Raw genomic sequence first — 14,445 nt, 5'->3', positions numbered from 1 at the left:
CGTGCCAGAGCGGGAAGGCCACCGCGCGGGGACCGAGGAGGAGGTGAGCAGTCACTCACGGGCGTTCGCGGCAGCGCGCCGCGAAGGCGACTCCTCCATCGAAAGGCTGCGCTTTGATTGGTTTTCGAAGAGCACGGCGACTGTCATCGGCGATCGCCATCTGCGCCGCAATGCCGCTGACGGGTCTGGTCTGCCTCTCACCACAGGCGTCGGCCCAGCCGAGCAGCGTTGCCAGGACAAACAGCAGACAGCGGCATTTCGATGCCGCCGCTGCCGAGTTCCACGTACCGTTGCCCGTTCTGCTGGGTGTCTCCTACCAGGAGTCGCTGTGGGAGGGGCACGCCGGACAGTACAACACCGTTGGTGGGTACGGTCCGATGAACCTCACCGATGCGACAGTGAGCATGATGGCCGGTGACCAGTCCGGGGCCGCCGGTCGCGCGGACCTCGCCACGCTGACCGACGATCCGTCCCTGCACACCCTCACGGCCGCCGCGAAGCTGACAAAGGCCCCCACGGCGCAGCTGCGTACGAGCGATCTGCAGAACATCCGTGGTGGCGCGGCGCTGTTGGCGTCGTACGAGAAGGCGCTCACCGGCGGCACGTCCGCTGACCCCGCACAGTGGTACGGCGCGGTCGCACGGTACTTCCAGTCACCGGACGCGGGCGCGGCCAAGAGGTTCGCCGACGATGTGTACGCGACCATCCGCACCGGGGCCCAGCGCGCCACCGCCGACGGCCAACAGGTCCGGCTGCCCGCGATCTCCCTGCAACCGGCCACCGGCCAACTCGCCCTGCTCCGTCTACGGGCTTCCGCTTCGCCGTCGCCGGACTGCCCGGCCGAGCTGGACTGCCAGTTCGTCCCGGCGGCGACGACGAACTACCAGTTCGCCAACCGGCCTTCGGACGGACTGGACATCCGCTACATCGTCATCCACGACACCGAGACCACCTACCAGCAGGCCATCGACGCCTTCCAGAACCCGGCCAACGGCGACGCGGCGAACTACGTCATGCGTGCCGCGGACGGTACGGTCACCCAGATGGTGCCCGCCAAGGACCTGGCGTTCCATGCGGGCAACTACTGGTTCAACATGCACTCGGTGGGCATCGAGCACGAGGGCTTCGCGGCTCACGGCGCCACGTGGTACACGCAGGCCCAGTACCGGGCCACGGCGGACCTGGTGCGTTATCTGGCCGCGAAGTACGACATCCCGCTGGACCGCCAGCACATCATCGGCCACGACAACGTGCCTGGTCCGGTGGACGGTTACGTGGCCGGCATGCACTGGGATCCGGGTCCGTACTGGGACTGGGCCTACTTCATGCGGCTGGTCGGCTCCCCAGTCGACTGGGGGTGGCGCGGCGTGGGGCCGGTGGGATCCGTCGTGACGATCACACCCACCTTCGCGCACAACGTCCAGACCGTGCGGGTCTGCCCCGCCGATGACGGCTCCGGGGCCACCACCACCTGCACCGATCAGACCCAGCCGGCGAACTTCCTGTTCGTTCGCACCCAACCCAACGCCGACGCGCCCCTTATCACGGACCCCTATCTTCACCCCACCGCCGGATCCGGCGGCACCGTAGAAATCACCGACTGGGGCGACACCCTGTCGACCGGCCAGCAGTTCGTCGTCGCGGGGCGCAGCGGTGACTGGACGGCAGTCTGGTTCGGCGGACAGAAGGCCTGGTTCTACAATCCTCATGGGCGCAACACCACGCTCGCCTTCGGTGCGACGGTGATCAGCGCGGCCGACGCGTCGTCCACGGTGGGCGTCTACGGTGAGGGCTACCCCCAACCATCCGAATACCCGCCGGGGCTCGCCCCGTCGACCGAAAAGCCGCTGAGCGCCTACGCGTTGCCCGCGGGCCAGGCATACGTGGCGACCGCTCCCCCGGTACCCGCCGACGACTTCTTCGCCAAGAACCCACCGGACACCGTCGTGACCGGCTCCGAACAGTTCTACACGATCCAGTACAACCACCGGGTGGCCCTGGTGAACGCCAACGATGTCTCGGCGAACGGCACCTGGTTCCCGGACCACCCGTCCGCCGGGCGTCCGCACCGACGATGACTGCGGGTATGACCACACCACGTAGGAAAGCCGAGATCTTCGTCGGCGCTGGTACTGACCGCCGTTTCGAGGGCCCCGCGACCGGCGACGAGCGACACATGCTCGTCGCCTTCCTCGGGGCCCAGCGTGCCACGTTGGAGCTGAAGTGCGCGGGCGTGGCGGAGGAGTTGTCGCGGCGGTCCGTCGCACCGTCCACGCTGTCGTTGCTCGGCCTCGTACGGCATCTCGCCGATGTGGAGCGTCGCTGGTTCCGACGCGTGCTGGCCGGGCAGGACGCGCCAGCCCTCTTCTCCTCAGCGGACGACCCCGACGGTGACTTCGCCGGTGCGCTGCCCGCCGCGGCGGTCGTGGCGACGGCGTGGGAGGCGTGGCGTGCCGAAGTGGCGTTCGCCGACGGTTTCGTCGCCGATGCGCCCAGCCTCGACGTCGAAGGTGATGACGCATGGCGCGGCACCGTGTCACTGCGGTGGGTGCTCATCCACATGATCGAGGAGTACGCCCGGCACAACGGCCACGCCGACCTGCTCCGTGAACGGATCGACGGAGCGGTCGGCGTGTGATGCGGAGTGGAACCCCAGGCAAGGTCGTTCTGTCTACGCGTGCGTCTCGTGCTGTAGGGGGAAGGCCATCACGCTGATGCCCACGGGACCGTGCCGTGTCCAGCGGTCTCGGAGAGCGCTGGGCTCGACGCAAGCCCAATCACCCCTGGGCCGGAGCGTGTTCAACGCCCGCGCACCAGATGCGCCTGAGGCGTCGAGTGGCGCGGATGTCTGCGACCGGGTCGCCGTCGATGAGTACGAGGTCGGCGCGCAGGCCGGGTTCGATGGCGCCCCGGTCGGCCAGGCCGAAGTGCTGTGCCGGAAGTTCGGTCGCGGCGCGTAGGGCGTCCACGGTGGTCAGTCCGGCGTCCACGAGGAGTTCCAGTTCGCGGTGGAGGCTCGTGCCGTGCGGGACGTGTGCCGGCGACCCGGGGGTGGAGTTGGCATCGGTGCCCGCGAGGACGGGTACGCCCGCCTGATAGAGAGCGGTGACGCTCGCGCGTGCCGGAGCGTAGTCCAAGCCAGCACCACCACCCGCCCGTTCGATGACCGCCTCCGTCATGGTGAGGGTCGGAACGGCGACGCGGTCGTCGGCGACCATGAGGGCCACGGCCTCCGTGTCGAGCGCTCGGTCCAGCGGTGCGTGGGTGATGACGTCGGCGCCCGCCTGCTGCGCCATGGCGACGGCGCCGTAGTCGGCCGCGTGGGCGACCACCGCCTTGCCGTGTGCGTGTGCGGCGGCTACCAAGGCGTTGAGGGTGGACTGGTCGAGGCCCTCGGCATCGGGGTGTTCAGCAACGATCTTGATGTAGTCCGAGCCCTCGGCCACCCGGGCCGCGACGAACCGTTCCGCGTCAGCGGGGCCGTTCACGATGCTGTCTTCGGGGATACCGCCCAGCTTGGCGTGCATACCGCCCGCGCTGACGGCAAGGGTGCCCGCGCTACGGATGTCGGTCAACCCCCGTACGTTCCGCAGGGAGTCGACCATGGCAGGAGGCCAGGCTGCCATGTCCAGGGCTGTGGTCACCCCGTGTTCGCACAGCCGACGCAGGTCCTGCGCACCAGAGAGGTGGACGTGGCAGTCGATGAGGCCCGGCAACAGCACGGCACCGCCGCCGTCGATCACCCGTGCGCCCGCGGGGTCGGTGCCGATCCGGTCGCCGTCGATGACGACCGTACCCGGGGCCCGAAGCTGACGGCCGTCGAAGACCCGAACGTGCGTCAGAGCCGATTTCTCGCGGCGGGATGTGTCGGGCTCGGACGGCGCCGATCCGGTCATTCGGGCTCTCCCTTGCCTTCGGGTGCGGTGGGTTCATCCGTCCGGGCCTGCTGCGCTGTCAACGCTGACAGGTGTCGCTACGTTGAACCGCGCTTCCCCCATCTTGGCAAACCGGCTCCCTCGTACCCAGCCATGCACGCCGTGACACGGCGTACTCAAGCCCAAAGGGGCCGAGAACCCCCGGCCAGCGCCACGGGGCGGGTCGCGGTGATGAAGGCGACGGCGCACCCCGCGGCGGCGGTCCTGGCGCTGCTGTGTCCGAGACCGCCTGGGCCGAGGCGGAGTTCAGAAGAGTTGCCGCAGTTTCAGCAGCAGTTCGTAGATGCCGTACGCGGACGGCAAGCCCACCCATGCCCAGCTGAACACCATGAGCGTGGTCTGACGGGATTTCATGCGTCGGCCCTCGTTGCTTGCTGCGAGGCGGACTGGGACTGGGGCGACTCGTGGAAGCGCGGGTTCACCGGGCGGATCAGCTCGTTGGCGATGAAGCCCACCACCAGGAGTGCGATCATGATGGTCAGCGAAGTGGTGTAGAGCGCGGTGCCGTGCCGCCCGGCGTGCTTCTGGGCGTCCGCGATGGCGTTGACGATCAGCGGACCGGCGACACCCGCCACCGACCAGGCGGTCAGCAGCCGTCCGTGGATGGCACCGATCTGGTACGTGCCGAACAGGTCCTTCAAGTAGGCCGGTACGGTCGCGAACCCACCACCGTAGCAGGACAGCACAACCATCGCGGCAACGATGAACAGCGGCTTCGAACCGCTGCCGACCAGCTCGATCAGTAGGTACATCAGTGCCCCGGCGCCCAGATAGCACCGGTAGATGTTCTTCCGTCCCACCAGGTCGGACAGCGCGGACCAGAAGATGCGTCCGACCATGTTCGCCAGTGACAGCAGGGCGACGAAGCCCGCGGCGGCGGCCGCGCTGACCGGAGTGGAGGTGCCGGAGAAGAAGTCCATCACCATCGGAGCGGCCTTCTCCAGGATGCCGATGCCCGCGGTGACGTTGAGGCAGAGCACCACCCACAACATCCAGAACTGCGGTGTGCGCACGGCGTTGTGTGCCGAGACGTGTCCCGTGGTCACCAGCGGCCGGGGCGCCGCCGTGACGGATTCATGGCCCAACGGCCGCCACCCCGGCGCGGGTACGCGCACCAGCAGCACGCCCAGCGTCATGAACACCGCGTAGGCCAGGCCCATCACCAGGAACGTCGCGCCGATCCCGCCCGGCTTGGCGCCGAACTCGGTGAGCAACCAGGCCGACCACGGTGAGGCGATCAGCGCACCGCCGCCGAATCCCATGATGGCGATCCCGGTGGCCAGTCCCGGCCGGTCCGGGAACCAGGCGATCAACGTGGAGACCGGAGAGATGTAGCCGATGCCCAGACCGATGCCGCCGATGACCCCGTAGCCGACCACCACCAGCCAGTACTGGCTGGTGGCCGCCCCCAGCGCGGCGACCAGGAATCCGGCGGAGAAGCAGATGGTGGACACCGCCATCGCCCAACGCGGCCCGTTGCGTTCGACGAGCGTGCCGCCGAACGCGGCCGACAGGCCGAGCACGACGATCGCGAACTGGAACGGCAAAGCGCTCTGCGTACCGTCCAGGTGCAACGAGGATTCCAGCGGTGGTTTGAAGACGCTCCAGGCGTACGCCTGCCCGATGGCGAGATGGATACAGAGCGCGGCGGGCGGTACGAGCCAACGGTTCCAGGATTCGGGTGCGACAGTCCTTGAGCGGCTGAGCACTCCGGTGGGGGCGAGCAATGCCATGTACGACCTTCAGGCAGGATTGACGGCGTACATGACAGCGTAGGGAGATCGCGCACCACTCAACAAGTCCGCACACGTGACGGACTGGTGAAGTTCTCGATCACGGCACACGTCGCGCGACCTGCGCCGATCAGAACCGGTCGGTGGGCCACTATCCTGTGTGAGCGTCTATCACTTCTGGTCACCGGCGGTTAGTCTGTCCGGCCAAGGAGGGCTGCTCCCTTCCCATGGCGCGTCCCCGATGCCGTTCGGCCGGTCCCGCCGCCGCACCGGGATGGAGCGGCGTTGGGACCGCTCCAGCTTTGTTGCATCGGACAGCCAAGGACAGTCATGGAATCGCACCTGCCTCCTGCTTCGAACGCCGCGGTCTCCTCGCTGCTGGACTCGCTGCCCGTCGAACCCCTGATGACCAGGGACTTCGATACTCGCCCCGCCCTGGTCTACGAGCGGTTGCGCGAGCGGTACGGTCCGGTGGCGCCGGTGGAGGTGTTCGGGGTGCCGGTGTGGCTGGTACTCGGCTTCCGTGAGGTGCTGGACGTCCTGCGTGACGAGGGCCGGTGGAAGAAGGACGTCCGGCACTGGCGGGCGCTCCAGCAGGGCCGGATACCGTCCGACTGGCCGCTGCTGCCCGCTTACCGCGTGGACCAGTTGCTGTTCCAGGACGACCAGCGGCGGGCGGCGACCCGTACCGCGGTGGACGCGGCACTGAGGCCGTTTCAGGACCCACGGCAGCCACAGGCCCGCGCGCTGACGTCCGCGGTGGCGCGGCAGGTGGACGAGTTGATCACGTTCTTCGCCGACGGCGGCAGCAGCGGATGGGTGGACCTGTGCGCCCAGTTCGCGCGGCCACTGCCGCTGATGGTGGTCAACCGGCTGTTCGGCTTCCCGGTCGAACAGGGCGACGAGATCTTCATGGACGCCTGGCGCATGATGGACTCCGGCCCTGACGCGGCGGCCGCCATCGAGCGGCTGCTGGCCGCCACGACCGAACTGGCCGCGCACAAGCGCTCCCAGCCCGGCGACGACCTGACCAGTCGGCTGCTGGCCGCGGATCAGTCGCTGACGGTGGAGCAGGCCGGCCGGGAGCTGTACGCGATACTGGTCGCCATCGCCGACACCACCACCCATTCGGTCACCAACGGCGTGCTGGAGGTGCTGACCGGCAACAGCGGGGCACGGGGCAGTCTGACGGCAGGGTTGATCGGCGAGTTGGTCAACCGGGTGCACATCGTGTCCCCGCCGTGGTCCAACCTCACCTTCCGCTACCCGGTGGCCGACACCTCACTCGGTGGCTTCCGGATCGCCGCGGGCGATGTGGTCATGCCGTCGATCGCCGCCGCACACGGCGACCCGCTGTTCGCCAGCGCCATCAATGAGGAGTCCGCGATGAGTTCGCGCGCCCATCTCGCCTGGGGCGCCGGACCGCACCAGTGCCCCGGCCGGGGCCTGGCCGACATGATGGTGAGCGCGGCAGTGGGCCGCCTCTTCGAACGGTGCGACCTCGAACTCGGCCTTCCTGTAGACCAGTTGCCGTGGCGGTCGTCCACCTATGTTCGCGGTATGCGGTCGTTCCCGGTGAAGTTCCAGATGCGCGCACAGCCGATTCCGGCGCCCGGTACGCGCAGCGCCGACCCGACGGCCGCCCCCGAGGCGGCGACGCCCGGCCAGAGGACGGAGGCAGACGCGGGGGCGAATGCGGACCAGCCGCGCCCCGCGCTACGCCGGTTCATGGCGAACCTGCGCAAGGGCGTGCCGGTGATCGGCGACGGAATGGTCCACTAGGGCGTGCCGGGTGGGCGCTGCACGGTGGCAGCAGCCACCGTGCCGTTTTCCACTTGCCGAAGCGCCGCACCACGGGCGGCATCGCGACAGCGGCAAGTGCCTTCCAGGCTGGCGAACCATTGGGGCACTTGGGGCGTCTTGTCCTGAGAACGCTGGTCATCGGCCTTGGAGGAACGCGATCTTGGAGACCTTCGAAGCACGTCCGAGCCGTCGCAGGATACTCGCCTGGGGTGCCGGGACGACGCTGGCCGCCGCCGTGTCCACGGGTACGCCCGCCCACGCGGCATCGCCGCGCGCCGCCGACACCGCCCAGGCGCTCCGGGACCTTGAACGCCAGCACTCCGCGCGGCTTGGGGTGTTCGGCAGGAACATGGTGACGGGTGCGAGTGTGCTGTACCGCGCGGACGAGCTGTTCCCGATCTGCTCGGTGTTCAAGACCATCGCCGCCGCCGCCGTGCTCAGGGACCTGGACCGGCACGGAGGGTTTCTCGCCAAGCGCATCCACTACACGGAGAAGGAGGTCACGGACTCGGGCTACGGTCCCGTCACCGGTCGGCCCGAGAACCTGGCGCACGGCATGACCGTCGCGGAACTGTGTGCCGCGGCAATCGAGTACAGCGACAACGGCGCGGCCAACCTCATTCTCCACGAACTCGGCGGCCCGACGGCGGTCACCCGCTTCTGCCGCTCGATCGGTGACCGCACCACCCGTCTCGACCGGTGGGAACCCAGGCTCAACTCTGCCGAGCCATGGCGCATCACCGACACCACGAGCCCGAGCGCCGTGGCGCGGACCTACGCGAAGCTCACGCTGGGCAACACGCTCTCGACTGACGATCGCCGACAGCTCACCACGTGGCTGCTGGGCAACACCACCAGCGCGGCGCGCTTCCGTGCCGGGCTCCCCAAGGACTGGACGCTCGGCGACAAGACCGGCACCGGTGACTACGGCACCACCAACGACGTGGGCATCGCCTGGACCCCGGACCACACCCCCGTCGTCCTGGCCGTACTCGCCACCAAACACGATCCGAAGGCCCCGGCGGACGAACCGCTGATCGCCAGGACCGCGGAGTTGCTGGCCGCGGCACTGGTCGAGACGGCTAGGTAACCGCCCCTGGCCGTAGCGCACTTGGCGGGCAGTGAACGATCCGGAACTATTCCGCGAAGACCTTGCCCAGGAAATCGTCGAGATTGGCCCGCATACGGGCCAGTCGCTCCTCCACCGTGAGGGATTCGCGATAGCGGCTCACCAGCGCCGACGCCTTCCTGCCGCGTACGTACAGCGGGCAGGCAAGGTCGGCGCAGATGTAGGCGCCGACCGTGTTTCCCTCGCGTCCGGAGGCGCCGACCTTGCGTGCGGCCAGTAGTGAGACGCCCGATCCGGGGTGGCCGGTCATGCACATGGAGCACAAAGTGGTCTTGGCGAAGCTCTTTGGGCCGCTCTGCGGCACCCTCAGCGTGATGCCCACGGTCTTTCCGTCATACCGGGTGACGAGGTAGCCGCGGTCCGGCGCCCCCGGGTCGCGCCAACCCAGGAAGTCAAGGTCGTCCCAGGGAAGTTCGGCCAGGTTGCGGGGCAGGTTGAGCCTGCGGGCCTCACCTTTCGAGCAGTTGACGAAGGAGGCGCGTATGTCGTTCTCGCCAAGTGGTTCCATGGGGCGTGAAGTTAACAGCGCTGCGGGCAGGCTGTCGCATGAATATCTCCGGCATGGGCAAGGTTCGCCCAGCTTGGCGGTGACCTGCGGGGTTTGCCCCGAGGCGGGCCGGGAACGTCCGGCTTCGTGGTTCGCCCGTGCGGCGGCGATCCGCGGGTCCCGACCGAATCGATGACCGTCTTGGTCGGCCAGGCCACCGCTGCGCGGGGCTGGTCTCGAACCAGGACGTGACTCCCGCCCCGGCGGTAGGACGGGAGCCACGGGTGGGGGCTGGTCAGCTGACGTTGAGGGCGGCGTCGTCGATGACGAAGGAGGTCTGTAGCTCCTTGTCCTCGCTGCCGGTGAACTTCAGGGTGATGTTCTGCCCGGCGTAGGCCGACAGGTCGAAGGTGTGCTGGGTGTAGCCGGTGTTGTGGTTGAGGTTCGAGTAGGTGGCCAGCGTCCCGAGCACCGTGCCCGAGCTGTTGAGGACCTGCACGGTGAGGGTGTCGTAGGCGGTGGTTGTGCTGGTCTCCGCGGTGTCGATGTGCAGCCAGAAGCCCAACTGGTAGCTGGAGCAGCCGCTCGGGATGCTGACTGACTGCGCGAGGGTGTCGGTGTGCGTGGTGCCGTAGCCGTCGAGCCAGGCGTCCCAGGATCCACTGTGCGGGGGCTCGCTGCTGCTGTTGTTGATCACACCGGAAGACGCTGACCAGGGTGCCGCGCTGCCGGTCTCGAAGCCGGGGTTGCCCAGCAGTTGTGCGGGGCTGCAACCACTGGACGAGGGCTTGACGGTCCAGGTGAAGGTGGCGCTGCCGCTCGCGTTGGTGGAGTCGGTGGCGGTGATGGTGACGGTGGACGTACCCGCCGCGGTCGGCGTACCCGAAATCAGACCCGTCGACGAGCTGATCGACAGGCCCGAAGGCAGCCCGCTGGCGCTGTACGTGAGGCTCTGACCGGACGCCGAGTCGCTCGCGTGGACCTGCAGGCTGGCGGCGGTGCCCACCGTGCCCGTCTGGTTACCCGGGTCGGTCACCGTGACCGTGTTGCCCGCGGCGGGTTTCACGGTCCAGGTGAAGGACGTGGTACCGGAGGGGCCCGTGGAGTCGGTGGCGGTGATGGTGACGGTGGACGTACCCGCCGCGGTCGGCGTACCGGATATCAGACCCGTCGAGGAATCGATTGACAGCCCCGAGGGCAGGCCGGTGGCCGCATAGGAGAGCGTGCCGCCCGCGGTGTCGGTCGCCGCGATCTGCAGGTTGGCCGAGGCACCCACCGTGCTCGTCTGGTCACCGGGGTTGGTCACGGTGACGTTGCTGCCAGTGGACTGGTTGAAGTCCGCGTTGAACGCTGACTCGATGCCGCTCAGCACACCCGAGTCCGTGGTGATCAGACCCAACTCCCGGTTGTGGTTGAGGGAGTTGTCGGAGAAGTTCTCCGACCCCGCGAAGGCCCTGGCAGTTGACGTGCCGTAGTCCGCGACGATCGCCTTGGCGTGGATGTAGTAGCCGGTCGAGCTGGTGTAGGTGGTCACCTTGCCACCCGCCGCGGTGACCTGGTTGAGCTGGCTGGTGTACGACGAGTTCTGGTTCTCCGCGACCACGCGTACGGTGACGCCGCGCTGGGCGTCCGCGACGACGGCGTTGACCAGGGCGGTGTCGCCGAACTCCTCCTCCTCGACGTCCAGGCTGTGCTGTGCGCCGTTGACCAGCGACAGCAGGTGGCTCTGCGAGTCGGTGGGCGACCAGACCAGGTTGTCGCCGTCGGACGGGGTGATCGAGGTCTTGGCGTAGTCGGCGTCGAAGACCTGCTCGATCGCGGCGACGTCGTTGCTGTCGCTGTCGAAGACACCGTAGTCGCGTGAGGTGCTGTAGTACGTGGTGTCGAAGTTCCCGGTGCTGACGTAGGACCTGGCGCCGTCCACGGTGATCGTCTTCTGGTGGGTGTAGACGTACGCCGAGGACGAGTAGGTGACTCCGACTCCGCCCGCGGACAGCGCGTTGTACGCGGCGCCGTTCACGGAGGTGTGCTGTGCGTCCAGGATGACGCGGACCTGCACGCCCGCCTTCTCCTTGTTCACCAGGTCGTTGACCAGGGTGGTGTCACGCAGTTCGTAGATGGTCATGTCGATCGACTTCGTGGCCGAGTTCACGAAGTCGTAGATCGCGCTCTCGCCCTGGTCGGGCAGGATCACCAACGAGTAGGCGCTGGCGGCGTGGGCGATGGTGGGCACGAGCACGGCTGCCGCGGCTGTGGCGCCGGCCACCACGGCATGTCTCAGACGGCGGGTGACGCTCATCCGGGGGCTCCTGTCGTAGTCCGGAAGGTGCAACGCGCGTAGCGCGCCCATTAGTAAGGCACGGGACTGATGGCTCGTGAAGACCTCCCGTATGACCGGTAGTTGAACAAGCAGTCATGTGTGGGCAAAGCCGCGCTGTTTGCCAAGTCGCCCTCGATGCCCGGAGTTGACGGCCACGCGGAACTCACGCGTCGGGCGACGGCGGCGGGCCGCGCAGCGTGAAGGAGGTCCGTACGCGCTGTTCAAAGTGGCACCGCAGGCCACACCGGAACTGCCGCTAGACGCTGACCAACCCCGTGGGAGGCGTGCCCGGAGCCCCTCCGGGACCGCCTGCCTGGGTGGCTGTTTCAGGCGGCATGTCCGACTCGCCCGCATCGCGGACCAGCCCTGGTATCTCCACAAGCGGAGTCGGATCCACGCCGAGGAGGGCGGGGGGCTCCGGCTCCGGCAACGGGACAGCACGCGCGCCGGCCGCCCCGGCAACACGTCGCCGTACCGCCCGGCCGTCGGCGTGCAGCGCCACCGCGGTCAGCGGGATCGCGGCCAACAGCAAGGTGGTGCCGAGGACCGCGCCCATCGCCGGATATCCGGCACGGCTGGACAAGAGCGTTCCGGTGACCGGCCCGCCCGCGACACCCAGGGATGACGCCGAACCGGCGAACACCACCCATCGTCCGTGGGCGCCGATGGAGGCGGCTACGCCGATCAGATGGGAGAACACCACGGGGTAGACGGTGTTCCACAACACCTCCCCCGCGGTGAACGCCCACGCCGCCCGGCTCACCGAACTGACCGTGACGCACACCGCGATGACAGCGGTGCCCACCCCGACCGGCACCGCCCGCCCCAGCCGGGAGCCGAGCGCCCCGGCGCCGACCACCCCGGCAAGACCGCCACCGAGCGCCAAGGCCAGGACCACTCCGAGCGCGGTCTCGGACAGACCGACCCGTTCCAGGCCGATCCGGCTGCTGACGCTCCACAGCGCGGTCTGTACGACGGACCAGCCCAGCGTGGCGCCCACGAGCACCATGCCCGGCAGCCGACCGGCGGTGACGCCCGCCCGGCGTTCCGTACGCTGGGGCACCGACGGCAGCCGTCGTACCGCGGGCAGCACGCCCGCGGTGACGCAGGCAAGGGCCGCGAAAGGCAACTGGTGGCCGCCGCCGAGTCGCGGCAGCAGCAGATACATCCCGGCCGCGGCAGCCGACGTGGCCAAAAGAGCCAGCACCGAGGCCCGCTGCGGGTCCGGCCGGTCGGCGATGCCGACGGAGGCCACCGCCGTCGCCGTACCGGAACCGAATCCCCCGGCGACGCTGCCCACCACCACCAGCGGCGCGCAGTCAGCGCAGGCGGCGACGGCGAATCCACCGGCGGCGAGCGACAGCCCGGCCCTGGCCAATCGTTTGGGACCGATCCGGGCGACCCGTGAGGCGAAGGCGAAACCCGCACCGGCGGAGGCGAACAGCAACGCACTGCCGACCGCGCCGGCCTGCCCGGCCGTCAGCCGCAGGCAACTGGTCATACGTTCGACGACGCTGGGGAGAAGGTATCCGGCGAGCGAACCGGCGGCGTAGACGGCCACCAGGGCCAGCATGGCGGTGCGCGACTGATGGGACGTACGGGTGAGCTGGCGGGGTCGTACGAAACGGCGCACCGCCGCGCGCAGGCGCGGTGGCATGGGAGTTCCTCTCACGGAGATGTGGGCAAGAAGGAAGTGGATCGCCTCTCGATCATCGTGCGGAACGGCGGAAGTCGCCTGCGCTGTGCCGCCGGTATGGGGAGTCCCACCGCTTCGTTCGGCCCGCGGAGCGCCCGGCGGGCGAAGCGCTCCGTCTGATGGGCTGCACCGAAGGGGTGAGCCGTGCTCAGTTACCCCAGCGAGTGGCGCTGGTCTGCCGCTTCAGGCAGCGCCGCCAACCTGCGACTGCACTTGCGCCGCCTGGTGGGCACGACGCCACGGCGTAACGGAAGGCCTTCGCACAATCACATCGCTGAAGTGGCGGGCTCGTGGAGTTACCTATGCGTGACTGATTCGCGGCCGCCGCGGTCTTCATAGCCTCCTGTTCGGTGAGAGCGACGAACCATGAGACGAGGAGATCGGGATGCCGTTTTTCGAGACCAGTGACGGAGTGCGGCTGGCCTACGAGGACTACGGTGCGGGCGAGCCCATCGTGTTCCTGGCCAGTTGGGCGCTGGGCGCCGACATGTGGGAGTACCAGGTCCCGTTCTTCCTCCAGCACGGCTACCGCTGCGTCATGCTGGACCGGCGTGGCCACGGTCGCTCCGACCGGCCCTCCACCGGATACGACGTGGACACCCGCACCGATGATGTCGCCGCACTGATCGAGCACTTGGAACTGGACCGGATCACCCTCGTCGCTCAGTCCGGCGGTGGTGGCGAGGCGGTGCGCTACCTCACCCGGCACGGCCAGGACCGGATCGCCCGGGTCGCGCTGCTGGCGACCACGCTGCCGTTCCTCAAGCTGACCGACGACAACCCGGAGGGAGTGCCGGAGGCCGTGCTGGAGGCTGACCTGGCCCAGCTCCGGACTGACCGCCCCCGGTGGTTCGCCGACCGTGCGGCGGGCTACTTCGCCACCCATCTGGGCAACAACACGTCCCAGGCGCTGATCGACCACCTGGTCCAACAGTGCCTGTCGGCCTCCCCCCACGCCACCTTGGAGGTGCAGCGGCAGATCTTCCACACCGACCACCGCGCCGACCTGGCCCAGATCAACGTCCCGACGTTCATCGCCCACGGCGTCGCCGACCAGTCCGTACCGATCGACGTCTCCAGCCGACGCACCGCCAAGCTCGTACCGCACAGCGTCTACAACGAGTACCCGACCGCCGGCCACGGCCTGCACATCACCCATGCCGGGCAACTCAACGACGACCTGCTCGAGTTCATCAAGAGCTGAGGCGAGGACACACGCGCCCCACCGCCGACCGCGCGGTGGGGCGCCCCGTGCCGCGGGGCGGGCCGTGCACGGGGGACACGGCGCGCCCCGAGTTCACCCCGCCGCCAGCGAAAGGGCTTCCCCGAGGAGCCTATTCCC

Annotated in this window: 11 protein-coding genes; 5 read left to right on the top strand and 6 right to left on the bottom strand. The window is 68.8% G+C overall.

The window, feature by feature from the left end; translation table 11 throughout:
* The first annotated feature begins 170 nt into the window (after positions 1 to 170).
* Both O5O46_RS30905 and O5O46_RS30900 read left to right on the top strand, forming a co-directional pair.
* Positions 171 to 2,078, top strand: a complete 1,908-nt coding sequence (locus O5O46_RS30905) for an N-acetylmuramoyl-L-alanine amidase (protein WP_443072669.1) — start codon at positions 171 to 173, stop codon at positions 2,076 to 2,078.
* An 8-nt stretch (positions 2,079 to 2,086) separates the two neighbouring features.
* The gene (locus tag O5O46_RS30900) at positions 2,087 to 2,638 is read left to right on the top strand and encodes a DinB family protein (RefSeq protein WP_269858940.1); all 552 of its coding nucleotides are present in this window, start codon (positions 2,087 to 2,089) and stop codon (positions 2,636 to 2,638) included.
* A gap of 139 nt (positions 2,639 to 2,777) precedes the next feature.
* Here the strand turns inward: O5O46_RS30900 and O5O46_RS30895 are convergent, their stop codons facing one another.
* From O5O46_RS30895 to O5O46_RS30890, 3 genes are all read right to left on the bottom strand, one after another.
* Positions 2,778 to 3,896 (bottom strand): amidohydrolase family protein, encoded by a 1,119-nt coding sequence (locus O5O46_RS30895; RefSeq protein ID WP_269858939.1) that lies wholly within the window; start codon positions 3,894 to 3,896, stop codon positions 2,778 to 2,780.
* A 285-nt stretch (positions 3,897 to 4,181) separates the two neighbouring features.
* Positions 4,182 to 4,289, bottom strand: a complete 108-nt coding sequence (locus O5O46_RS35715; protein WP_443072668.1) for an MFS transporter small subunit — start codon at positions 4,287 to 4,289, stop codon at positions 4,182 to 4,184.
* Complete coding sequence (locus O5O46_RS30890; protein ID WP_269858938.1) at positions 4,286 to 5,668, bottom strand: L-lactate MFS transporter; 1,383 nt, start codon at positions 5,666 to 5,668, stop codon at positions 4,286 to 4,288. The genes O5O46_RS35715 and O5O46_RS30890 overlap by 4 nt, the downstream gene beginning before the upstream one ends.
* A 330-nt stretch (positions 5,669 to 5,998) precedes the next feature.
* Between O5O46_RS30890 and O5O46_RS30885 the strand changes: the two genes are divergently transcribed.
* Entirely contained in the window at positions 5,999 to 7,450 is a 1,452-nt protein-coding gene (locus O5O46_RS30885) for a cytochrome P450 (protein ID WP_269858937.1), read from the top strand.
* A 181-nt stretch (positions 7,451 to 7,631) separates the two neighbouring features.
* Positions 7,632 to 8,561: a class A beta-lactamase gene (gene bla, locus O5O46_RS30880; RefSeq protein ID WP_269858936.1), complete on the top strand. Its 930-nt coding sequence runs from the start codon at positions 7,632 to 7,634 to the stop codon at positions 8,559 to 8,561.
* A 46-nt stretch (positions 8,562 to 8,607) separates the two neighbouring features.
* On the opposite strand, the gene O5O46_RS30875 is transcribed toward bla, so the two are convergent.
* From O5O46_RS30875 to O5O46_RS30865, 3 genes are all read right to left on the bottom strand, one after another.
* Positions 8,608 to 9,108, bottom strand: a complete 501-nt coding sequence (locus tag O5O46_RS30875; protein WP_269858935.1) for an FBP domain-containing protein — start codon at positions 9,106 to 9,108, stop codon at positions 8,608 to 8,610.
* A gap of 274 nt (positions 9,109 to 9,382) precedes the next feature.
* Positions 9,383 to 11,386 carry a putative Ig domain-containing protein gene (locus O5O46_RS30870; RefSeq protein ID WP_269858934.1) on the bottom strand — a complete coding sequence of 668 codons (2,004 nt, stop codon included), beginning with the start codon at positions 11,384 to 11,386 and terminating at the stop codon, positions 9,383 to 9,385.
* 277 nt (positions 11,387 to 11,663) lie between these two features.
* Complete coding sequence (locus O5O46_RS30865) at positions 11,664 to 12,980, bottom strand: MFS transporter (RefSeq protein ID WP_269858995.1); 1,317 nt, start codon at positions 12,978 to 12,980, stop codon at positions 11,664 to 11,666.
* Between the two features lie 508 nt (positions 12,981 to 13,488).
* On the opposite strand from O5O46_RS30865, the gene O5O46_RS30860 reads away from it, so the two are divergent.
* On the top strand, positions 13,489 to 14,307 hold the full coding sequence (locus tag O5O46_RS30860; RefSeq protein ID WP_269858933.1) for an alpha/beta fold hydrolase: 819 nt from the start codon (positions 13,489 to 13,491) through the stop codon (positions 14,305 to 14,307).
* Positions 14,308 to 14,445: the final 138 nt, after the last annotated feature.

Source organism: Streptomyces sp. RPT161, assembly GCF_027533845.1.
Lineage (GTDB): Bacteria > Actinomycetota > Actinomycetes > Streptomycetales > Streptomycetaceae > Streptantibioticus_A > Streptantibioticus_A silvisoli_A.
The sequence above is the reverse complement of the archived record's forward strand: the minus strand, read 5'-3'. Positions and strand labels throughout refer to the sequence as shown.

Excerpts from the sequence above, each read along its gene's own strand:
- O5O46_RS30875 (WP_269858935.1), bottom strand. The coding sequence starts at position 9,108 with ATGGAACCACTTGGCGAGAACGACATACGCGCCTCCTTCGTCAACTGC.
- O5O46_RS30885 (WP_269858937.1), top strand. The coding sequence starts at position 5,999 with ATGGAATCGCACCTGCCTCCTGCTTCGAACGCCGCGGTCTCCTCGCTG.
- O5O46_RS30895 (WP_269858939.1), bottom strand. The coding sequence starts at position 3,896 with ATGACCGGATCGGCGCCGTCCGAGCCCGACACATCCCGCCGCGAGAAA.
- O5O46_RS30860 (WP_269858933.1), top strand. The coding sequence starts at position 13,489 with ATGCCGTTTTTCGAGACCAGTGACGGAGTGCGGCTGGCCTACGAGGAC.
- O5O46_RS30870 (WP_269858934.1), bottom strand. The coding sequence starts at position 11,386 with ATGAGCGTCACCCGCCGTCTGAGACATGCCGTGGTGGCCGGCGCCACA.
- O5O46_RS30865 (WP_269858995.1), bottom strand. The coding sequence starts at position 12,980 with ATGCTGGCCCTGGTGGCCGTCTACGCCGCCGGTTCGCTCGCCGGATAC.
- O5O46_RS30890 (WP_269858938.1), bottom strand. The coding sequence starts at position 5,668 with ATGGCATTGCTCGCCCCCACCGGAGTGCTCAGCCGCTCAAGGACTGTC.
- O5O46_RS30905 (WP_443072669.1), top strand. The coding sequence starts at position 171 with ATGCCGCTGACGGGTCTGGTCTGCCTCTCACCACAGGCGTCGGCCCAG.
- O5O46_RS30900 (WP_269858940.1), top strand. The coding sequence starts at position 2,087 with ATGACCACACCACGTAGGAAAGCCGAGATCTTCGTCGGCGCTGGTACT.
- O5O46_RS35715 (WP_443072668.1), bottom strand. The coding sequence starts at position 4,289 with ATGAAATCCCGTCAGACCACGCTCATGGTGTTCAGCTGGGCATGGGTG.